25 protein-coding genes are annotated in these 19,786 nt (G+C 73.6%); 17 read left to right on the forward strand and 8 right to left on the reverse strand.

Annotated features, from left to right (window positions below):
• Positions 1-27: 27 nt before the first annotated feature.
• Positions 28-561: a DUF1697 domain-containing protein gene (locus tag ABFT23_RS06730; protein ID WP_347893529.1), complete on the forward strand. Its 534-nt coding sequence runs from the start codon at positions 28-30 to the stop codon at positions 559-561.
• Positions 562-614: 53 nt separating this feature from the next.
• On the opposite strand, the gene ABFT23_RS06735 is transcribed toward ABFT23_RS06730, so the two are convergent.
• The 4 genes from ABFT23_RS06735 to ABFT23_RS06750 form a co-directional block, all read right to left on the reverse strand.
• Entirely contained in the window at positions 615-4,784 is a 4,170-nt protein-coding gene (locus ABFT23_RS06735; RefSeq protein WP_347893531.1) for an Ig-like domain-containing protein, read from the reverse strand.
• 122 nt (positions 4,785-4,906) lie between these two features.
• Positions 4,907-6,154: an MFS transporter gene (locus ABFT23_RS06740; RefSeq protein WP_347893533.1), complete on the reverse strand. Its 1,248-nt coding sequence runs from the start codon at positions 6,152-6,154 to the stop codon at positions 4,907-4,909.
• Positions 6,151-6,681 carry an ArsR/SmtB family transcription factor gene (locus ABFT23_RS06745; protein ID WP_347893535.1) on the reverse strand — a complete coding sequence of 177 codons (531 nt, stop codon included), beginning with the start codon at positions 6,679-6,681 and terminating at the stop codon, positions 6,151-6,153. The genes ABFT23_RS06740 and ABFT23_RS06745 overlap by 4 nt, the downstream gene beginning before the upstream one ends.
• A 79-nt stretch (positions 6,682-6,760) precedes the next feature.
• A complete protein-coding gene (locus ABFT23_RS06750) occupies positions 6,761-7,540 on the reverse strand; it encodes an enoyl-CoA hydratase-related protein (protein WP_347893537.1) in 780 nt (259 codons plus the stop codon).
• Between the two features lie 26 nt (positions 7,541-7,566).
• Here ABFT23_RS06750 and clpS point away from each other — a divergent pair, with 26 nt between their 5' ends.
• From clpS to ABFT23_RS06785, 7 genes are all read left to right on the forward strand, one after another.
• The gene (gene clpS / locus ABFT23_RS06755) at positions 7,567-7,875 is read left to right on the forward strand and encodes an ATP-dependent Clp protease adapter ClpS (RefSeq protein ID WP_347893539.1); all 309 of its coding nucleotides are present in this window, start codon (positions 7,567-7,569) and stop codon (positions 7,873-7,875) included.
• A 7-nt stretch (positions 7,876-7,882) separates the two neighbouring features.
• The gene (locus ABFT23_RS06760; protein WP_347893541.1) at positions 7,883-8,476 is read left to right on the forward strand and encodes a DUF2017 domain-containing protein; all 594 of its coding nucleotides are present in this window, start codon (positions 7,883-7,885) and stop codon (positions 8,474-8,476) included.
• Positions 8,477-8,585: 109 nt separating this feature from the next.
• The gene (locus ABFT23_RS06765; protein WP_347893542.1) at positions 8,586-9,020 is read left to right on the forward strand and encodes a M67 family metallopeptidase; all 435 of its coding nucleotides are present in this window, start codon (positions 8,586-8,588) and stop codon (positions 9,018-9,020) included.
• 12 nt (positions 9,021-9,032) lie between these two features.
• Positions 9,033-9,323 (forward strand): MoaD/ThiS family protein, encoded by a 291-nt coding sequence (locus ABFT23_RS06770; protein ID WP_347893544.1) that lies wholly within the window; start codon positions 9,033-9,035, stop codon positions 9,321-9,323.
• 104 nt (positions 9,324-9,427) lie between these two features.
• Complete coding sequence (locus ABFT23_RS06775; protein ID WP_347893546.1) at positions 9,428-9,994, forward strand: NYN domain-containing protein; 567 nt, start codon at positions 9,428-9,430, stop codon at positions 9,992-9,994.
• Positions 9,994-10,722, forward strand: a complete 729-nt coding sequence (locus ABFT23_RS06780) for a GTPase domain-containing protein (RefSeq protein WP_347893548.1) — start codon at positions 9,994-9,996, stop codon at positions 10,720-10,722. Before ABFT23_RS06775 ends, ABFT23_RS06780 begins: the two co-directional genes overlap by 1 nt.
• A 136-nt stretch (positions 10,723-10,858) precedes the next feature.
• A complete protein-coding gene (locus ABFT23_RS06785) occupies positions 10,859-11,806 on the forward strand; it encodes a PLP-dependent cysteine synthase family protein (protein ID WP_347893550.1) in 948 nt (315 codons plus the stop codon).
• Positions 11,807-11,826: 20 nt separating this feature from the next.
• Here ABFT23_RS06785 and ABFT23_RS06790 read toward each other — a convergent pair whose 3' ends face one another.
• Positions 11,827-12,315, reverse strand: a complete 489-nt coding sequence (locus ABFT23_RS06790; RefSeq protein WP_347893552.1) for an Asp23/Gls24 family envelope stress response protein — start codon at positions 12,313-12,315, stop codon at positions 11,827-11,829.
• The gene (locus ABFT23_RS06795) at positions 12,306-12,827 is read right to left on the reverse strand and encodes an RNA polymerase sigma factor (protein ID WP_347893554.1); all 522 of its coding nucleotides are present in this window, start codon (positions 12,825-12,827) and stop codon (positions 12,306-12,308) included. Before ABFT23_RS06795 ends, ABFT23_RS06790 begins: the two co-directional genes overlap by 10 nt.
• Before the next feature lie 228 nt (positions 12,828-13,055).
• On the opposite strand from ABFT23_RS06795, the gene ABFT23_RS06800 reads away from it, so the two are divergent.
• The 7 genes from ABFT23_RS06800 to ABFT23_RS06830 are packed head-to-tail and all read left to right on the forward strand — an operon-like array spanning position 13,056 to position 15,899.
• Positions 13,056-13,550, forward strand: a complete 495-nt coding sequence (locus ABFT23_RS06800; protein ID WP_347893556.1) for an Asp23/Gls24 family envelope stress response protein — start codon at positions 13,056-13,058, stop codon at positions 13,548-13,550.
• Positions 13,540-13,866 carry a hypothetical protein gene (locus ABFT23_RS06805; protein WP_347893558.1) on the forward strand — a complete coding sequence of 109 codons (327 nt, stop codon included), beginning with the start codon at positions 13,540-13,542 and terminating at the stop codon, positions 13,864-13,866. The genes ABFT23_RS06800 and ABFT23_RS06805 overlap by 11 nt, the downstream gene beginning before the upstream one ends.
• Positions 13,863-14,162, forward strand: a complete 300-nt coding sequence (locus ABFT23_RS06810; protein ID WP_347893560.1) for a hypothetical protein — start codon at positions 13,863-13,865, stop codon at positions 14,160-14,162. The genes ABFT23_RS06805 and ABFT23_RS06810 overlap by 4 nt, the downstream gene beginning before the upstream one ends.
• A 25-nt stretch (positions 14,163-14,187) precedes the next feature.
• Complete coding sequence (locus ABFT23_RS06815) at positions 14,188-14,367, forward strand: DUF2273 domain-containing protein (protein ID WP_347893562.1); 180 nt, start codon at positions 14,188-14,190, stop codon at positions 14,365-14,367.
• Positions 14,360-14,740: an Asp23/Gls24 family envelope stress response protein gene (locus ABFT23_RS06820; RefSeq protein ID WP_347893564.1), complete on the forward strand. Its 381-nt coding sequence runs from the start codon at positions 14,360-14,362 to the stop codon at positions 14,738-14,740. The genes ABFT23_RS06815 and ABFT23_RS06820 overlap by 8 nt, the downstream gene beginning before the upstream one ends.
• Positions 14,740-15,273, forward strand: a complete 534-nt coding sequence (locus ABFT23_RS06825) for a hypothetical protein (RefSeq protein ID WP_347893566.1) — start codon at positions 14,740-14,742, stop codon at positions 15,271-15,273. Before ABFT23_RS06820 ends, ABFT23_RS06825 begins: the two co-directional genes overlap by 1 nt.
• Positions 15,274-15,278: 5 nt before the next feature.
• Positions 15,279-15,899 (forward strand): hypothetical protein, encoded by a 621-nt coding sequence (locus ABFT23_RS06830; protein WP_347893568.1) that lies wholly within the window; start codon positions 15,279-15,281, stop codon positions 15,897-15,899.
• Here the strand turns inward: ABFT23_RS06830 and ABFT23_RS06835 are convergent.
• Positions 15,862-16,599: a DUF6882 domain-containing protein gene (locus ABFT23_RS06835; RefSeq protein WP_347893570.1), complete on the reverse strand. Its 738-nt coding sequence runs from the start codon at positions 16,597-16,599 to the stop codon at positions 15,862-15,864. The two genes, ABFT23_RS06830 and ABFT23_RS06835, sit on opposite strands and share 38 nt — an antisense overlap.
• Positions 16,600-16,701: 102 nt before the next feature.
• Between ABFT23_RS06835 and ABFT23_RS06840 the strand changes: the two genes are divergently transcribed.
• Together ABFT23_RS06840 and ABFT23_RS06845 are read left to right on the forward strand one after the other, a co-directional pair.
• A complete protein-coding gene (locus ABFT23_RS06840) occupies positions 16,702-17,811 on the forward strand; it encodes a DUF3152 domain-containing protein (RefSeq protein WP_347893572.1) in 1,110 nt (369 codons plus the stop codon).
• 210 nt (positions 17,812-18,021) lie between these two features.
• Positions 18,022-18,675 (forward strand): maleylpyruvate isomerase N-terminal domain-containing protein, encoded by a 654-nt coding sequence (locus tag ABFT23_RS06845; RefSeq protein ID WP_347893574.1) that lies wholly within the window; start codon positions 18,022-18,024, stop codon positions 18,673-18,675.
• A 33-nt stretch (positions 18,676-18,708) separates the two neighbouring features.
• Here the strand turns inward: ABFT23_RS06845 and ABFT23_RS06850 are convergent, their stop codons facing one another.
• The gene (locus ABFT23_RS06850) at positions 18,709-19,758 is read right to left on the reverse strand and encodes an alkaline phosphatase family protein (protein WP_347893576.1); all 1,050 of its coding nucleotides are present in this window, start codon (positions 19,756-19,758) and stop codon (positions 18,709-18,711) included.
• Positions 19,759-19,786: the final 28 nt, after the last annotated feature.

Consider the following 19,786-nt stretch of genomic DNA (forward strand, 5'->3'; position numbering starts at 1 on the left):
GCGTCCCCGCGCACTACCGTGGCCCGCATGACGACCTACGTCGCGTTCCTGCGGGCCATCAACCTCGGCGCCAGGCGGAAGTTCCCGAAGGACGCGATCATCGCCGCGACCGAGGGCGCCGGGTTCACCGACGTGGCGACGCACATCAACACCGGCAACGTGCGCCTCGAGACGCGCGTGCGCTCGCGGGCCCGCATCGAGGCCGCGCTCGAGGAGGCCTACGAGGCCGACCGGGGCTTCGCCGTCCCGACGATCGCCTTCACGGTCGTCGAGCTGCGCGACCTCGTCGCCGAGGCGGACAGGCTGTCCGAGGGCTTCGAGGGCGGCCACTACGTCTCCCTGCTCAAGCAGGAGCCGTCGGCCGACGCGGCCCGGGCGGTCGAGGCGAGGTCGCGCGACGCCGAGCGGCTCGTCGTGCGGGGCCGCGCGCTTCACCAGCTGGTCGCCGGCGGATACCTCGACGCGCGCCTGGACAGTGCCGCCGTCGAGAAGGCGCTCGGGGTGGCGACGAGCCGCAACGTCACCGTGCTGCGGGCGCTCGTGCCGAAGTGGTGCGCGTGACGCCGAACGGCCCCCGACGCGGGAGCGTCGAGGGCCGTCGGGTCAGGCGGGACCTACTTCTTCTTGCGCAGCACCCACGTCTTCTTCACCGACACCGTGCCGTCGGGCGTGGTGAAGGTGAAGGTCGCGGTCACCTTCAGGCGCCCGGTGCGGGTCAGCTTCGTGGCGAACGCGCCCTTCGGCTTGAGGCCGATCCGTACCGCGCCGGCCCGTGAGACCGCGCGGGTCACGGTGACCAGCTTGGGGCTGGTGACCTTGACCGAGCCGGCCCGGTTCACCGTGACGGCGGTGACGAGCGAACCGGTGCGGTCGTTGCGGCTGGCGACCTTGACCGACTGCTTCGGCGCCGGGGCGGCCGGCGGGGTGGGCGGGTCGACCGGGGGGTCGACCGGCGGCACCACCGGCTCGTCGGCGACCGAGAGCGTCAGCGGCGCGGTCGTCGTCCGCTGACCGGAGGAGTCGGTGACCACTGCGGTGAGGGTGACCTCGGTGCCGGCCAGGGCGGCGGACGGCGTCCACGAGAACGCGTGCGGCGCCGTGGTCGACGTCCCCGCCGGGGCGCCGTCGACGAGCAGCTCGACGGAGGCGACCGCGAAGTCGTCGCCGGCCTTGACCAGCGGCGCGATGCTCTCGCCGGCCTCGACCTCGAGGCCGTCGATCGGGTCGACCAGCGCCCCGGTCGGCGCCTCGTCGGCGACGGTGCCGACCGTGCTCGGGATGCCCACCGGCGTGGTGGAGACCCGCGAGGTCGTGGTGACCGAGCCGGAGCCGGAGATCGCCTCGGCGCCGGTCGACGCGTCGGCCGGCCCTCCTGCGACCGGTGCTACGGGACCGAAGTAGCTCGACGTGACGGCGAACGGTGCACCGGTGCGCACCGTGGTGCCGTCGGCCGCGGCGTTGTAGGCCGCCCACCCGTTGCCGGTCAACGACAACGCCGAGGCCGAGAGCCCGGTGTCGGTGCCGGCGTCGGCGAGCAGGATGCCGAACGACCTGGTCGGGTCGGGGCGGAAGTAGTTGCCGGTGATCCGGCTGTTCCGCACGAACCCGTCGGCCCCGCTCGTGTACTTGATGCCGGTCTGCGGCACCACGCCGTTGGGCCGGCCGGTGACGACGGTGCGCGTCACGTAGCCGTGCTGCTCGATGCCGGTGCGCACGGTGGTGGCCGCGCCGCCGTCGACGCCCTTGGCGCCGTCGAACAGGATGCCGCCGGACTGGTAGCCGCGCACGACGCTGTCGGTCACGGTGACCTCGGACTCGACCGTGCCGGTGCCCGCGCCCTGGATGACGCCGGTCTTGACGATGCCCCAGCCGTGCGGGTGCTCGGCCAGCTCGGCCGTGGTGGTGGCCGAGCGCATCGGCCCGACGACGCTCTCGGACACCCGGCCCGCGGCACCGAAGAACGCGATGCCGGCCTCGGCCCAGGTGTCGCCGGAGGTGACGGTGACGCCGGAGATGTCGACGAACATCTCGTTGGTGTCGGTCGAGCCGAGCGACTGGCGCGAGACGGTGACCACGTTGCCGCCGCCGTCACGCAGGTAGGGCCGCAGGCCCTCGAGCGAGTCGAGCGACGGGTCAGGCTTGATGGTGACCTTGTCGGCGCCCGCGCCCTTGATCTTCAGCGGCTTGGTGATGGTCAGGCCGTTGAGGGCCGAGGTCGCGACCGGGTTGCCCGGTCCGGAGACCGGCGTCGAGGACTCCTCGTAGGTGCCCTCGCAGACCACGATCGTGTCCCACGGGGCCGCGAAGTCGACGGCGTCCTGGATCGAGGTGAACTGCGCGGCGGGGCACTGCGCCCGGTCGTCGTCGACGGTCCAGGCGGTGTTGCTGAACTCGTCGCCCACCGTGTCGTTGAGCTTCACGGTGCCGGGGGTGTTGTCGTAGGCGGCCATCTCGGCGGCCGGGTCGGGCCCCGAGGCGACCGGGCCCGAGCCCGCGCCCTGGTCGACGGCGGTGCCGTCGGAGAGGACCAGCGGGGTCTCGACGCCCTCCTGGAACCGCACGTCGGCGATCTGGATGGAGCCCGACGTCGGGGTGCCGTCGACGCCGAAGCGCAGCTCGAGCCGGTCGACCTGCGTCAGGTCGACGCCCTGGGCGGCGAACTCGCTGAGCGGCACGCGGATCTGGTCGAGCACGATGTGCGTGTTCGGCGTGTTGGTGCCCGTCGACATGTGCAGGGCGTTGCCCCACCGCTCGTCGCCGGCCTTCACGGTGCCCTCGTTGCCCTCGGCGTCGGTGAGCGCGATGACGAAGTCCTGGGTCGTGCTGGTCGGGTCGTAGGACGTCGGCAGCTCGTTCGGCCAGCTGAAGTCCGGCGAGGTGCCGGTGCGGGTGTTGTCGCCACGGTTGTCGGCGCCGGGGTTGCGCAGGTCGAAGAAGTTGACGTCGGCGCCCATGGTCAGCGCCTTCAGGCCGCTGACGTCGGACGACGCCGCCGGGATGTCGGCGGTGAGCTCGGCCGTCCGGCCGGTCTCCCACGCCAGGGCGAGCTGGCGACCGTAGGAGTGGTTGACGGGGGCCTGCTCACGCATGCCGTTGCTCTGGCCGCCGAGCGCGGTGGCCGCCGGGAGCGGGCAGGCCTTGGCCGCGGTGGGCAGCGAGCCCTTGCCCAGCTGGGCCGGGGCGAAGTCGTCGGGCTCGGGGTTGCACCAGTCGTAGCCGCCGTCGGTCGTGGCCGGGCGCGGCGTCACGCCGCCACCCACGGTGTACGGGTTGGCGAAGCCGCTGCCGCTCAGGGATCCGCCGAGCGCGTTGAGGCCGAGCGGGTTCTCGATCTCGGGGCGGATGACGTCCATGCGCTCGGACGCCGCCGGGAAGTAGCTCGTCGAGACGTACTCCTCGCAGCCGATGCGCGTGCCGGACTCACTCGTCGGACAGGCCGTCTCGGGAATTTGGAGGTGCGAGTCGGTGTCGGAGAGCTCGCCGGTCATGTAGGGCTCGAACGCGCCCTCGCCGCCGACGTAGCGTCGGAAGAACGCCGACATCGTCGCGAGGCCGATCTTCTCCTGGTCGCCCATGCGGGCCGGGTCGCCGGAGATCTTGGTGTTGACCTGCGGGTTGTACGTGTCGGAGTTGTCGATCACGTAGTTGAGCGCCGGGTCGGTGGAGCTCGCGGCCCCGCTGAGGCGGATGTTGTTGGGGTGCACGTTGGTGGCCGCGAACGGGGCCGAGTTGCCGCACGCGGCGTCGTTGTTGTTCTGCCCGTCGGCGCCGCCGTCGGCGTACCAGACCGTGTTGTACCAGTTGTGGATCGCGCCGAGCTGCGAGCTCTGGATGCGCGGGAACGGGTCGTCGCCCTTGATGTACTGGCTGCGCTCGTAGAAGCGCGCACCCTGCAGGTTCGACACGTCGCCGTCGCAGAACGGCAGGATCGTCATGTACGGCGAGCCGTAGGGGGCCTTGCGCTCGTAGTCGACCGGGGCCAGCGAGATGACGCCGCGCAGGGGGTAGCGCGGACCGTCGGTGCGGATGCGGTTGTAGTCCATGAAGCTCGTGACGGCGTCGCCGCCGCGGGAGTGGCCCATGAGGCCGATCCGCGTCATGTCGAGGTGGCCGCCGAGCGTGGTGCTGATGCCGGTGGTCACCGAGGGGCCGTCGGCGAGGCTGCCGGCGTTGGCGGCGCTCAGTGCGTCGAGCGCGGCGGCGATGAGCAGGCGGCGCTGGTGCATGCCCTTGCCCTTGGGGTTGTCCTGGCGCATCATCAGCTGGTCCTGGCTCAGCGAGAAGACCGTGTAGCCCCAGGTGGCCAGGTTCTCGCCGAGGTAGGCGTAGCCGGCCTCGTTGCGCTTGAACTGCGTGCAGCTCGCCGTCGTGGTGTTCTGGCCCGCGTCGCACGAGCCGTGGTTGCCGTGCACGAGCACGATCAGCGGCGACGGCTCGGTGCGCTGGGCGAAGTCAGGGTGGTAGAGCGCACCGCGGATCTCGAGGTTCTCCGCGGCCGAGACCGTGCCGGCCGCGGGCGCGGCCCCACCGGAGTCGGGCTCCTGCAGGGCGGCCGTGCCGAGCTTGACCTCCTGGATGGTCAGCGGCGCGTAGTCGCCGCGGTCCATCGGGTCGGGGAGGGCGCCGACGTCGGTCGGTGCCCGGTTGACGGTGGCGGACGCCGGTGCCGGTGCTGCTGACGCCGTGCTCATGAACTGCGTGGTCGCGATCCCGGGAAGCACCAGGCCCGCGACCAGCGGGACCAGTGCCATGTTGCGCCAGCGCGAGGTGGTGGTGACCCTCACGTGCTCTCCTCATCAGGTACGCCGGCCGGAGTGGCCGAACGTCGCGACGCTAGTTACGGCGGGTCACGGGTCGGCGTCGCGCGTGTTACCTCGGTGGGCATTCGGCGGCGGGCGTGTTTCCATCACGTCTCTGCTGGTGCGACGAGGGGCTCCGGGGCGGCGCGGGGCAGGCGGCGGACGGCGGGGGAGAGCAGCACCAGGAGGCAGGTCGCGACGTAGGCGATCCCGCTGACGACGAGCACCTCGCCGGTCCCGAACGCCAGCGCCAGCGGGCCGACGGCGAGCTGGCCCAGCGGCATGGCGACGAACGAGCCGAGCATGTCGTAGGAGTAGACGCGCGAGAGCATCTCGTCGGGCACGTTCTCCTGCATCGCCAGGTTCCAGCCCATGCTGAAGACCTCGGTGCCGACGCCGGCGGCGAACGCGGCGGCGACGAGCACGACCAGCGTCGGGTGCGCTCCCAGCACGATGATCGGCACTCCGAGCAGCGAGATGCCGAGCATCCCCCACAGCAGCGGGCGTTGCAGCGGCACGCGCAGCATCACGACCGTCATGACGAGCAGGCCGACCGCCTCGGCCGAGAGCACCAGGCCCCAGCCTCCCTCGCCGATCGTGTCCTTGGCGTGCAAGGGCCCGAGCGTGAACCACGGGCCGGCGTGGATGGCGTTGAGCACGCCGAAGCCGAGCACCACGGTCCACAGCCACTGCGTCGAGCGGACGAACGCCCAGCCCTCGCGCAGCTCGGTCCAGGTGCTCGGCGTCCCGGTCGCCGGCTCGCGGGGCGGCACCCTCACGAAGCCGAGCAGCGCGGCGCTGAGCAGCCAGGCGACAGCGTCGACCGCGAGGGCCCAGCCGGCGCCGACGCCGACGACGAGCAGGGCGCTGACGGTCGGCCCCACGACCACCAGGCCCGAGCGGACCAGCGACATCAGGGCGTTGGCGTGCTGCAGCTCCTCGCGCGGCACCAGTGAGGGCATCATGCTCGCCATCGCCGGAAGGCCGGCCGCGGAGGCGACGCCGTGCCCGGCGCTCAGGACGACGAGCATCCACAGCTCGGCGGCGCCGCTGATCACCAGGAGCGCGATCGCGCCCTGGCTCGCCGCCGAGACCAGGTTGCTCGTCTGGAGCACCGCGATGCGCGGGAACCGGTCGGCGAGCACGCCGCCCCACAGCAACAGCACGACCATCGGGATCGTGTGGGCGGCCAGCACGAACCCGAGCGCCGCCGGATCGTCGTCGGTGACCTCGAGGACGGCGAACGCCAGCGCCACCGAGGCCATGGCGTTGCCCAGGGTGTTGACGAAGCGCGCGGCGAAGTAGAAGCGGAAGTTCCGCTCGTGCAGCGGGGCGAACGACTCGCGCCAGGTCATGCCCCCGGGCCCATCCGGAACGCGATGGAGGTCATGCTGACGTGGATCGTGCCGTCGGTGCGTGGTGCCCGGTTGGCGTCGTGCAGGAGGTGCGAGGCCTGGGTCAGCAGGGCGACCGCCCGCTCCCACGTGGCCGGGTCGACCCATCCCTCGAGATCGGAGAAGGTGCCCGGACCGTCGACGCGGTCGCGGATGCGCCGCTCGGCCTCGGCCCCCGCCGCGCGGACGGAGTGGACCCGCTCGTCGGCCGTGGCCGGCGTCGACGTCGCGCGCCGGGTGCGCTCGTGCGGGTGGCGGTACCGCTTGGCGACGCCGCCGCGGATCTTCTCCTCGCCGGCCTCGACCAGCTCGTCGGCGTCGAGCAGCAACCGCAGGTGGTAGGAGGCGTTGGCGTGGGTGATGCCCAGCTCGCGCGCGACCTCCGCGGCACTCATCGCCGTGCCGGTGAGCAGCGACAGCATGCGCAGCCGCACGGGGTGTGCCGTCGCGCGCAGCGCGCTCACGCCCCCGGCCTCGTCGTCAGCCATGTGACTCCCTCGGGATGGGTGGGGGGAGCCAGTGTGCGGCGGCCGGCCCGCGACTGTCAAACGTTCATTGGGGAGTCGGTCACTCGCCGCGGAAGACCGGCCGGCGGCGCTCCGAGAACGCCCGCATCCCCTCCGCGACGTCGTCGGTGCGCATGAGCAGGGTCTGACCCGCCGCCTCGCGGTCGAGGGCGGCGTCGAGATGGGCGAGCGTGGCCGCGTTGATCGCCCGCTTCGTGGCGGCCTGGGCGAGCGGGGCACCGGCCGCGAGTCGTCGTACGAGCGTGGCGACGAGGTCGTCGTACGCCGTCGCGGGCTCCTCGGGGGCCAGGTGCGTGACCAGGCCGGCGTCGTAGGCCTCCCGGGCGCTCAGCGGCTCGGCCAGCAGCCCCATGCGCATCGCGCGGGGGCGCCCGATCGCGGCCGCGACGGTGGCCGACGTGCCGCCGTCGACCATGAACCCGATCCGGGAGAACGGCAGCAGGAAGGCCGCCGAGTGGCGCACCACGATCACGTCGCAGGCGAGCGCGAGCGACGCCGAGACGCCCGCCGCGATGCCGTTGACCGCCGCCACGACGGGCTTGTCGCACCCCACGACGGCACGGACGAGGCGCGTGGTGGCCTCCATCGCCTGTGCGTCGAAGCGCTCGTGGGCATCGGTGCCGCCGATGTCGGCGCCGGTGCCGAAGGCGTCGCCGGCGCCGGTGACCACGACGACCCGCACGTCGTCGTCGGACGCCGCCCGCTCGAGCTGCTGGGACAGGGCCAGGTTCATCTCGCCCGTCATCGCGTTGAGCACCGCCGGCCGGTCCATCGTCAGGGTCAGCACGCCGTCGGCGAGGTGCACGCGGAGGTCGCTCACCTCGGCGAGTGTGCCACCATGAACGGGTGTCTGCCGCCAGTCCTACCGAGGTGGATCCCGGGCTCGGGACGACGCCGGAGCACGACGACCTCACCGTGCTCGCCACGCCCTGGGTGACCATCGTGTGGAACGACCCCATCAACACGATGGACTACGTCGTCTTCGTCTTCCAGAAGCACTTCGGCTACGCCAAGAAGAAGGCCAGCAAGCTGATGCTCGAGGTGCACGAGGACGGCCGCTCCGTCGTCTCCACCGGCTCGCGCGAGGAGATGGAGCGCGACGTCCAGGCCATGCACGAGTACGGCCTGTGGGCCACCTTGTCGAAGTCGGAGTGACTGCGGGGTGAGCAGCGGCTTCCAGCGACACCGGCGCAGCGGCCGGGTGATCGCCACGTTCTCCGGCCTCGAGGCCGACCTCCTGCGCTCGCTGGCCGCCCAGTTGGTCGAGCTGCTGCGCAACGAGTCGGCCGTCGTCGACGAGCGTGACCCGCTCGAGGCGCTGCTCGACTTCTCCGGGCCGAGCACACCGCCCGACGACCCCGTGCTGGCCCGGCTCTTCCCCACGGCCTACCCCGACGACGACGAGGCCGCCGCCGAGTTCCGCCGCTTCACCGAGGGCTCGCTGCGCGACGGCAAGGCCCGCTCGGCCGGCCAGGTCATCGACACGCTCGAGGACGCCGGCCTGCCGCCGCTGCTCGAGGAGGACGGCCTCGTGATCGACGTCGAGCTCGAGGCCGACGAGGCCATGACCTGGTTGCGGTTCCTGGCCGACGTCCGACTGGCGCTGGGCACCCGGCTCGAGGTCTCCGACGACGACGAGGACTACTGGTGGTCGCTGCCCGACGACGACCCCCGCGCCCAGACCTACGACCTCTACGCCTGGCTCACCGCGCTCCAGTCGACCATGGTCGATGCGGTGTCGCACGGTCTGAAGTAGGCGGCCGGCCACAACGGCTCCCCGGCTCGACGGGCTCGCGATCAGATCCACGACGGGTGCAGGTCGCCCTCGTGGGTAGGGCCGGTCGCGGGCCGACTAGCCTGGGAGGGTGCTGACGATCGACCAGGCGACGCGCGACGCGATCGTCGCCCACGCCAAGCGCGACCACCCCGACGAGGCGTGCGGCATCGTCGCGGGCCCTGAGGGCAGCGACCGCCCGGTGCGGCACGTCGAGATGGTCAATGCCGCCGGCAGCCCGACCTTCTACGAGTTCGACTCCACCGAGCTGCTGGCGCTGTACAAGCAGATGTGGGCGAACGACGAGGAGCCGGTCGTCGTCTACCACTCCCACACGGCCACCGAGGCCTACCCGAGCACCACCGACATCGGCCTGGCCAGCGAGCCCAACGCCCACTACGTGCTGGTCAGCACGCGCGAGCACGGGAATAACGACGGCCCGGTGGAGTTCAGGTCCTACAGAATCGTCGACGGCGTCGTGACCGAGGAAGACGTCACCGTCGTCCCTGCGTCAGCCGAGAACTAGGAGCACGTCAGCATGGCCATCGAGGTCCGGATCCCCACCATCCTGCGCACCTACACCGACGGCGCCAAGGCCGTCGACGGCGCGGGCGCCACCCTGAGCGCCCTCATCGACGACCTCGAGGCCAACCACCCCGGCATCAAGGACCGCCTCGTCGAGACCAAGGACGCCGGCCCCGAGCTGCGCCGCTTCGTCAACGTCTACATCAACGACGAGGACGTCCGCTTCATCGGCTCCCTCGACGCCGAGCTCTCCGACGGCGACCAGGTCGTCGTCCTGCCGGCCGTCGCCGGCGGCGCGATCTGAGCCCCTTCCCGGGATAGTTCGACACGCCATCGACCTCTCGCGGCCGAGAGAGGTCGATCGAGTGTCGAACTATCCCGGCCGGCGGTCCGGCTAGGGTCGGGACCGTGACCGAACGCCGCACCTTCGTCCTCGTCGACGGCGAGAACCTCGACGCCACGCTGGGTTCCTCGGTGCTCGGACGCCGGCCCAACCCCGAGGAGCGGCCGCGCTGGGAGCGGGTGACGGCCTACCTCGAGCAGCAGTGGGGCCAGCCGGTCACCGGGCTGTTCTTCCTCAACGCCAGCAACGGCACGCTGCCCACCGGCTTCGTGCAGGCCCTGCTGGCCATGGACTACCGGCCGGTGCCGCTGTCGGGCCGCGCCGACGAGAAGGTCGTCGACCTCGGCATCATCCGCACCCTCGACGCGCTGCGCGAGCGGCCCGAGGCCGACGTCGTGCTCGGCAGCCACGACGCCGACTTCGCCGAGTCGGTCACCGCGCTGCTCGGCGACGAGCACCCCGACCGCAAGGTCGGCGTGCTCGGGTTCAAGGAGTTCACCAGCACCCAGCTCGCCATCGACGGCGTGCAGCACTTCGACCTCGAGTACGACGTCCGTGCGTTCAACGCCGAGCTCCCGCGCGTGCGGATCATCCCGCTCGAGGAGTTCGACCCGACCTACTTCCTGCGCTGATGGCCCGCGTCCCCGAGGCGATCGCCCGCCAGCGCGACCGCGTGACCGGCGTCTTCCAGCGCCGTTACCCGACGGTCGCCGTCACCGGCATGACCGGCGTCGGCAAGACCGAGCTCGTCGACCACCTCTGCGGCCGCGCCGCGCCCGAGGGCACGTCCGAGTCCGGCTCGGCCGTCATGGAGCGGCGCGTGCAGCGCGGACGCCGGCTGCGCGGCTTCCGGTTCCGCGTCGTGCCGGGCGAGAACGCCGCCACCCGTCTCGGCGCGCTCGACGAGGTCTTCCACGACGACCCCGTCGACGGCGTGCTGCACGTGGTGGCCAACGGCCTGGCCACCGGACGACGCCTGGCCGGCACCACGGGCGCCGCCCGGGCGACCCGCGACGAGCAGCTCGCCCGCGAGCTCGAGGACTGGACCGTCACCGCGCACCGCATCGCCTCGATGGCCGTGCGGCGCCCGCACCCCACCTGGCTGGTCGTCGTCGTCACGAAGGTCGACCTCTACGCCGACGCGGTCGACGACGTCGTCCGCTCCTACTCGCCCGGCAGCGGCACGCCGTTCGGCGACCGTCTCGACGAGCTGCGGGCCCTGGCCGGCGCGGCGAAGCTGTCGATCGACGTCCTGCCGGCGTGCAGCCACCTCGACGGCGACGCGGTCTCACCGACGCGGCGCGACGCCTACCTCGAGGCGCTCGAGACCCGCATGGCCCAGCTGTCCGGTCACGTGTGAGTGACGCTCCCCGGGTGATGCTGGCCGCGCGATCGCGCGGAGAGTGGTGCCACCGTCCCTCCGCGTGACGCGTCTCGCACATCGGGCGTCCGGCGACGATCGGGGTCAACCGATCGGTGGATGGGACACTCGAGCCATGCGGTACGACAACCTGCTCGCCTCGGTCGGCAACACCCCTCTCGTCGGTCTGCCGCGGCTATCGCCGAGCCCCGACGTCCGGCTGTGGGCCAAGCTCGAGGACCGCAACCCCACGGGCTCGGTCAAGGACCGCCCGGCACTGATGATGATCGAGGAGGCCGAGAAGGACGGCGTGCTGCGTCCCGGCTGCACGATCCTCGAGCCGACGTCGGGCAACACCGGCATCTCGCTGGCGATGGCCGCCCAGCTCAAGGGCTACCGCATCGTGTGCGTGATGCCGGAGAACACCTCCGAGGAGCGCCGCCAGCTGCTGCGCATGTGGGGCGCGGAGATCATCTCCTCGCCCGCGGCCGGCGGCTCCAACGAGGCCGTCCGCGTCGCCAAGCGGGTCGCCGAGGAGCACCCCGACTGGGTGATGCTCTACCAGTACGGCAACGCCGCCAACGCCCTCGCGCACGAGCGCGGCACCGGCCCCGAGGTGCTCGCCGACCTGCCCTCGGTCACCCACTTCGTCGCCGGTCTCGGCACCACCGGCACCCTCATGGGCGTCTCCCGCTTCTTCCGGTCCGCGAAGCCGGAGGTGCGCATCGTGGCCGCCGAGCCCCGCTACGGCGAGCTGGTCTACGGCCTGCGCAACCTCGACGAGGGCTTCGTGCCCGAGCTCTACGACGCCTCGCTCATCGACGCCCGGTTCTCGGTCGGCCCGCGCGACGCCGTGCGCCGCGTGCGCGAGCTGCTCGAGCTCGAGGGCATCTTCGCCGGCATCTCCACCGGCGCGATCCTGCACGCCGCGCTCGGCCAGGCCGCGAAGGCGGTCAAGGCCGGTGAGCGCGCCGACATCGTGTTCATCGTGTGCGACGGCGGCTGGAAGTACCTGTCGACCGGCGCCTACGAGGGCACGATCGACGAGGCCGAGGACCGGCTCGAGGGTCAGCTCTGGGCGTGACGCGCCTCTGGTGACCCGCCTCAGGTGACGCGCGGGTCGCCGACCACCACGTCGACGACGTCGATCTGCACCTGCGCGGGACCGAACGGGCCGCCGGGGCCGATCAGGGCGGTCACCACCTCGACCACCTGGCTGCGCACGTCGCCGGCCAGCGCGACCAGGTCGAGGCCGTAGGCCCCGACGAGGCTGACGTCGACACCGGTCAGCTCGCCGTCGTCGACGTGCAGGCGGATGCCGTCGGGGGCGTGGGTGGGCGCGGTGAGCAGCAGCCGGCGCAGGGCGCTGAGCACGGCACGGCTCGAGACGACGGCGCGTGAGCCGTGCTCGTCGTGCACGAGGTCGCCGCCGGCGTCGCGCACGAGCAGCGGCTCGGTCGGGGCAGCGCGGCCCAGCGCGGCCACGCGCTCACGCACGGTGGAGGCCACGACGACCCAGTCGTCGGGGGAGTCCTGCGCCTTCGCGGCCTCGAGGGCGCGGCGCAGCGGGTCGGGCGGGGGCTCTAGCGCCATCGCTCCATCCTCAGGGTCAGGGTCTTGCGCCCACGGTGCAGGTGGCCGCGCACGCTGCCGACCGGGATCGCGAGGGTCTCGGCGATCTCGTCGTAGCTCATGCCCTCGACCTCCCGCAGAAGCCACGCGGCGCGCTGGTGCCACGGTAGTTCGTCGAGGGCCGCCTGCAGTGCGGCGAGCAGCTCGGCGTCGAGCACGCTCTGCAACGGGTTGTCCCGTGCCGGTCGCGCCATGGTCGAGAGCAGGTCGTCGTCGATCGGCGTCGGACGGCGGTGGCGCTGCAGGTCGGCGGCTCGCCGGTGCACCAGGCGCAGCAGCCAGGTGCGCAGCGACGAGCGGCCCTCGAAGGCCTCGAGGCTGCGCCAGGCCGAGATGAGGGCCTCCTGCGTGGCCTCGGTGGCGTCGGCCGCGCTGCCGCCGACGAGACGCAGTGCGTAGTGGTAGAGGGCGGGGCCGTGACGGGCGACGACCTCCGCGAACGCGTCGTCGTCGCCCAGGCGCGCCGCGCGCACCAGGGCCTGGTCAGTGGCGTCGTGCCATCCGGTCGGGTGGGACCCGACCGGGCTGGTACTCGGAGGGTCGTCGTCACTCCGCTCCAAGGCTGGTGTGGTCGTCACACGCACCACTGTGCCCGCCTCGTTCAAGGCAGAACCTGTGGCACAGGTCACAGCGGATCGGGCGTGACGATCGGCGGCCTCGACACGACTACCTGGTGTCCACACGAACGAAAGGGCTGAGACATGGCAGAGACGAAGCAGGCGACGACCGGTTCCACCACCGCGACCGCGACCAACCCGGCCGCGTCGGGGACCTCGGTCGTCGCGCGCACCGAGGGCACCCTCGCCACCGAGCAGGGCCGGACCTCGATCGCCGACACCGTGGTGTCGAAGATCGCCGGCATCGCCACCCGCGAGATCAGCGGCGTGCACGACCTCGGCGGCGGGGCCGCCCGCGCCGTGGGCGCCCTGCGCGAGCGCATCCCGGGCTCGCGCACCAACCTCAGCCAGGGCGTCAGCGTCGAGGTCGGGGAGCGCCAGGCCGCCGTCGACCTCGACATCGTCGCCGAGTACGGCGTCTCGATCGCCGACCTCGCCACCGGCATCCGGCGCAACGTGATCGCCTCGGTCGAGCGCATGACGGGTCTCGAGGTCACCGAGGTCAACATCACCGTCCACGACATCTACATCGAGGGCGAGAACGACGGCACCGAGGACACCGCGCCCCGTGTCGAGTGACCAACCCGCTCCGCTGGTCGAGCCGGCCGACCTGGTCGCGGCGGCCGTGCTCGCCGTGCCCGGCGTCCGCGCGCTGCACGGCGGGGCGTCCGGCGAGATCGGCACCTACCTCCCCGGACGCCGCGTCGCCGGCGTCCGGCTCGGCGCCGACCGGTGCTCGGCGCACGTCGTGCTCGACTGGGACGCCGACGTCCGGCAGACCGCCGAGGCGGTGCGCGCCGCGGTCCGGGCCGTGCCGCAGGCCGTGCCGGAGGGAGCGGCGGTCGACGTGATCGTCGAGGACGTCGTGGCGCCGGCCGGCCCGAGATCGCGGTGAACGACGACCTGCGGGCGGCCCGCCGCCGAGCCGCCCGGCTGCACCACCCCGATCTGGGGGGCGACGCCGACGCGTTCGTCGCCGCCCTCCGAGAGCTCGACGACCGGTACGCGGGGGAGGGGCCGGCACGGGACACCCGTGCCGTCGGCGCACCGGTCGTCGAGGTCGTCACCACGTGGCGCGGACGCCGCCGGCGCGCCGTGCGCGTCGTGCGCGACCGCGCCCGCCCCCTGACCGACCTCGTCGGTCGACTGCCGTCGTCGTGGCCCGGCTCCCACCGCTACGGCCGGCTCTGAACACACCCGCCCGAAGGAGAACCACATGACCACCTCGACCGTCGGCCTCATCGCCGGCCTGCTGCTGACCATCGCGATCGTCGCCGGCGGGCTGGTCGGCTTCCTGCTCGCGATCGTCCTCGGGGGCGCGGGCTACCTGCTCGGCGGCCACGTCGACGGCGAGCTCGACCTCGGCGCGATCCTGCGCGGGCGCACCCGTGGCTGAGCACACCCTCGCCACGACGGCGCCGGAGACCCGCGGCACCCTCGAGGTGCGCGTGCGGGCGGTCGAGAAGATCGTCGAGCGGGTCGTCCTCGACGTGCCGGGCACCGTCGCGCACCGCAGCACGCTGCGGCGTCTCGTCGGGTCCGGCAGCCCGCGGGCCTCGGCCGAGACGCACGCCGGGCGCACCCACCTCGACGTCCACGTCACGTGCCGATGGCCCTGCGCGGTCGCCGACGTCGCGGCCCAGGTCCGTGATCGCGTGCGCACCGAGACGAGCCGCATGGCCGGCGTCGAGGTGCGCACCGTCGACGTCACGGTCGGCCTCGTCAGCCCTGCCGACCTCGAGCAGCCCGGACGACGGAGGGTCGAGTGATGCCCACGACGACCGTTCCGCGCGCCCGGCCCGCCGTGGTCGCGCTGGCGCTGCTGGTGGCTCTCCTGCTGCTGGCCGCCGGCGGCGTGCTCCTGCGCGACCTCGCCGTGAGCCAGGGCTGGCTCGACGGCCGGGCCTGGGTGCCCGCCGTCGTCGACGCGGTCGGCGACGTGCGCCGCTCGACCGGGCTCGCGGTGGCCGCCGCCGCCGTCGCCGTGCTCGGCCTGCTGCTGCTGGTGGCCGCGGCCGGCCGCGGCCGGCCCACCCACGCGGCGGTCGAGGCGCACACCGAGACCTGGATCTCGCCGCGCGCCGTCGCCGCGGTGGCCCTCGAGGCCGCCGACCGCGCCCCGGGCGTGCTGCACGCCGCCGTGACCGGCGCCGGACGCCGACGCGTCGTCCTGGAGGTGACCGGCTCGAGCAGTGCGTCCACGCGTTCCGTCGTGGACGCCGCCCAGGAGGCCGCGAGCCGTGCCGTGGCGTCGGTCCCGCGCGTGACGGTGGTCGTGCGCGAGGCGGGAGGTGCGCGATGAGGCGCGTGCGTGCCACCGACCGCCTCGGCGTCGCCGTCGTCGGGCTGCTGCTCGTCGCCGGCGGTCTGCTCGTGCTCGACCTCTGCCTCGAGGTCACCGGGTCCTACCCCGACCGGGTCGACCCGGCTCCGGTGGCGCGGGCCGTCGACGCCGGGTGGTGGCCGTGGGCCTCCGGCACGGGCGGCGTCGTCCTCGTCGTGCTGGGGCTGTGGTGGCTCCTGGCGCGGATCCCGCGCCGCGGCACGACCACCATCCGCCTGTCGGGCAGCGGTCCGGAGGGCCGGCTCGTAGTCGACCTCGGCTCGGTGGCCGACGCCGCCGCGGCGCAGCTGATGTCGCTGGCGCCGGTGGCCTCGGCGCGCGGCGACGTCGTCCGGCGGCGCGGGACCGACGTTCTCGAGCTGCGCGTCGAGCTCGCCCCCGGTGCCGACCTCCCGTCGGTGACCGAGGCCGCCGCGGTGGTCGAGGCCGACGTGCACGGCGCCTTCCCCGACGACGACGTGACCGTGCGCGTGCTCGTGGGCGCGGCCACGCCGAACCGTCGGCGCACCCGCCGGCGCGACACGGTGCTGGTGCGCGAGCCGGAGGTCAGCCGCGCGGGCGCAGCCTCCCCGACAGGCGGCTGAAGCGCGACGACTCGTCGAAGCCGACCTCGATGCCGTTGCCGGTGACCGGGTCGGAGATCGAGACCTGCGACCAGTCGGGCGCCCACTCCTGCGACCAGCCGGCGAGCGCGGCGAGACCGTGGAAGGCGCGCCGGTGGTCGGAGATCGGCAGGCCGGCCTGGAAGGCCTCGGAGACCCGTAGCGGCACCCTCTCGTCGAGGCGCGGGGTCGGGAACTCGTGGCCCGACAGCATCACCACGAGCCGTGTGCCGCCACCACTCGGCGCGGAGTAGTACGGACTCGAACCACTCACCTGGACGGCGACCTGACCCACGACGTGCGCCGCCAGGCCGATCTCCTCGTGCAGCTCGGGCCCGGACGCCGTCGTGGGCAGCGCGACCTCGGGCGAGGTGAGCGAGGCGATGCCGTGCTCCTCCCCGTAGGCCCGCAGGCGCAGGGCGAGGTCGTTGGTCGCCTGCGGGTGTGCCCAGCCCCACAGCATCGAGCGCGGTCCCGGGGCCAACGAGGCGATCACCGACATCGTCGTGTCGATGCGCCCGCGGCCCTCCTGCGAGACGAACGACAGCCGTGCCTCCTGGGTGTCGGCCTCCCAGCGGTACTCGCCGAGACGCTCGGTGAGGTGCTCGCCCAGCAGTCGTTGGGACAGGTGGGAGTAGAGGCTCGCGCGGTCGCTGAGGTCCTGGAGGTCGGGGAGGTGCACACGCTCATCCTCGCCCGCGACGACGAGCCCGAAACGGGCTCGGGTCCCAGGTCCTGTGGCCGATCGCCGTCGGGAGCCGAGCCCGTTCCCTACCCTGGGCGGGTGCGCACCCGCTGGTTGCTGGCCCTCGTCGTCGCCGTCCTGCCCCTGCTCGGCCCGGGCGTGGTCCCCACGGCGGCAGCCGCCGTGGCGCCGGTCGCCACCGCGCCGCCGGCGGTGAGCGGCCGGGCGGTCTTCGGCGAGGTGCTCACCGCCGTGCCGGGCACGTGGTCGCCGTCCGACGTCGTGCTGAGCTACCGCTGGCTGCGGGGCGGACGCCCGGTCGCCGGCGCCACGACGACCACCTACCGCCTGGCCGGCGCCGACGTCGGCTACCGCGTGCAGGTCGAGGTCACCGCCACGGCGGGCGACGGGACGACGGGCCGGGCGGTCTCGGCGCCGGGCGCCCGGGTCGCGGCCGCCCCGCTGCTCAACCGGAAGGCGCCGCGCATCGTCGGCAGCACGCGGTACGGCGGCACCCTGCGCGCCCGTCCCGGCCGGTGGTCGACGTCCCCCGACCGCGTGCGCTACCAGTGGCTCCGTGGCGGCCGGCCGGTGCGCGGCGCCACGGGGCCGCGCTACGCCGTCCGGCCCGACGACGTCGGGCGCAAGATCCGCGTCGAGGTCACCGCCCGCGCGCGCCACCACCGGCCCGGCACGGCGCGGTCGACCCCGGTGCGGGCCAAGCACCGCGTCGGGGTGCGCCGCACCGTCACCTACAGCGTCGTGGTCGACGGCCGCGTGCGCGCCGACGTCGGCGAGTTCCGCCGCCAGGCCCAGCAGACCTTCGACGACGCCCGCGGCTGGCGTGGCACGGGCGTCGTGTTCCGTCCCGTCGGCAGCGGCGGCTCCTTCACCCTGGTGCTCGCCGAGGCCGGGCGCGTGCCGTCGTACAGCAGCGGCTGCAGCGCCACGTGGAGCTGTCGCGTCGGTCGCTGGGTGATCATCAACCAGGACCGCTGGCTCGGGGCCTCCCCGGCCTGGAACGCGGCGGGGGAGTCGCGCCGCGACTACCGGCACATGGTCGTCAACCACGAGACCGGGCACTGGCTGGGCAAGGGCCACGCCGGCTGCCCGCGCCCGGGCGCGCTCGCCCCGGTGATGCAGCAGCAGTCGAAGGGCACCCAGGGGTGCCGGCTCAACCCCTGGCCGACGCCGGCCGAGCTGCGCTAGCGACAGCACAGCTCGGCGCGATGGCGCGTCGAGGTTCGGGGCGCTCGGGAAGCACGCGCGCCCTTCACCGATCGCGTCGGGTCGATGTGCGTCGCACGACCTGGATGAGTCCTGCGCGCGCCCTCGCTCACCCGTTTCGGCCTTGTCGGTTCACGCGTCCGTCCTCGGCTGCCACCCGGGTCGCCGGGCCTCGAGGACTACGGTGGTGGCATGGGTCTGACCGTCGTCGTCGACGACGCGCGCCGCGCCTGCGCGGAGTCGGTCGAGGCGTTCGTCCACGCCGCCTCCGGGCTCGAGGAGATCGAGCTGCTCGACGCCTCCCGGTGCCGCGGGTGGACCCGCCTCGACGTGGTGGTCCACGTGGTCGCCGGCTGGCACGAGATGCTCGGCGGGCTGGTCTCGCCGGTCGACGCGGAGCCGACGGTCGACGCGGCGTCGTACTGGACGGCGTTCCGCGAGCAGTACGGCGACGAGGACCCGGTGGCGGCCCTCATGGCCCAGCGTCGGCGCGCCGCTGCCTTCGCCCGCCCGTCGTCGGCGATCGCCCAGCTGCAGGACGTCGCCCGGGCGCTGCTCCGCGGGGTCGAGGCGTGCCGCGACGAGCACCTGCTGTGGCAGGGGCACGTCTTCGCCCCCGGCGACTTCCTGGCGGCCTGGGCCGTGGAGCACGTCGTCCACCAGCTCGACCTGCTGGTCGACGAGGCGCCGCCGGTCGGCGCGCTCGCCCTGGCGCGAGCAACGGTCGAGGCGCTCGCCGCGGGCCCGCTGCCCGCGGGGTGGACCGACGAGGTGGTGGTGCTCGCCGGGGCGGGGCGCGTGCCGGCGCCGTCCGGGGCCGGGCACGGGCTGCCGGTCCTGGGCTGAGCCCGGCCGTGCGTGGGTCCGGACCGGACCCGGTCAGCCGGCGACGACGCGCAGCGGCCGTCGCACGCCGAACAGGCTGCCCGGGACCGGGCGGAGGCCGAGGAGGCCCAGCGCGAGGTTGGCGACGTCGCCGTTGCGGACCGGCTGCTGGCCGGTGAGGCCGGGGCGGGAGCGGCCGGGGTCGCGGTACCCGGGGTTGATGGCGTAGAGGTCGGCCCGTTCGATGCCTGGTCCCCACACGACGAACGGCACCGTGTAGTTGGCCGGACGCCGTCTCTGGCCGTGGTCCCTCGAGCCCGGGACGCCGCCGTGGTCGGCGGTCACGATGATGGTGAGGTCGGCGAGCGCCGGGTCGCGCTCGGCGTCGGCGAGCACGTCGCCGACGAGCCCGTCGAGCCGGCGCACGGCCGCGAGGTAGGACGACGACATCCAGCCGGCGGCGTGGCCGGCCTTGTCGGCGGCGCCGAGGTGCAGCAGCGTGAAGGCGCGGTCGCGGGCGACGAGGTCGGCGCGGGCCGCGGCGGTGACGCCGGCGTCGTCGTCGAAACTGATGACCGAGCGGTCGACGCCGGTGGGCCAGCTGCGCTGGAAGAGCGAGAACTTCTGCTTGGTCGAGAACACCGCGGCGGAGCCGCCGCCGCGGTCGACGCGGGCGAAGACCGACGAGACCCCGTGGTGGGCAGCCCGCTGCACGGTGCGCGGGCGGAGCCGGTCGTCGTTCCAGGTGACGCCGTGGCCGCCGTGGCCACGGTCGATGCGGCGTCCGGTGACCATGCCGGTGTGGTTGGGCAGGGTGACGGTCTGCTCGTACTCGGAGCGGGCGTTCAGCGTGCCGGCGCCCTCGTCGAACAATCGCCACAGGTGCGGGGCGCCACGGCGACCGAGCCGGCGCAGGGCGTCGGGGTTGAGGCCGTCGAGGGAGATCGCGAGCACCTGCGGGTCGGTGTCGGGGCCGAGCCGGCGGGGCGCGATCGTGGCCGACGGGCCTCCGTCGGTGGACGACGCGACGGCCATCGTCGTCGCCACGACCGCGGCGGTGGCGACGGCGGCGAGCAGCGTGCGCGTGGCGCGACCCGAGAACACGGCACCAGCCTAGGCGCGACGGCAGCCG

It is taken from the genome of Nocardioides secundeburneus (assembly GCF_039939255.1).
In the GTDB taxonomy this organism is placed as follows: domain Bacteria; phylum Actinomycetota; class Actinomycetes; order Propionibacteriales; family Nocardioidaceae; genus Nocardioides.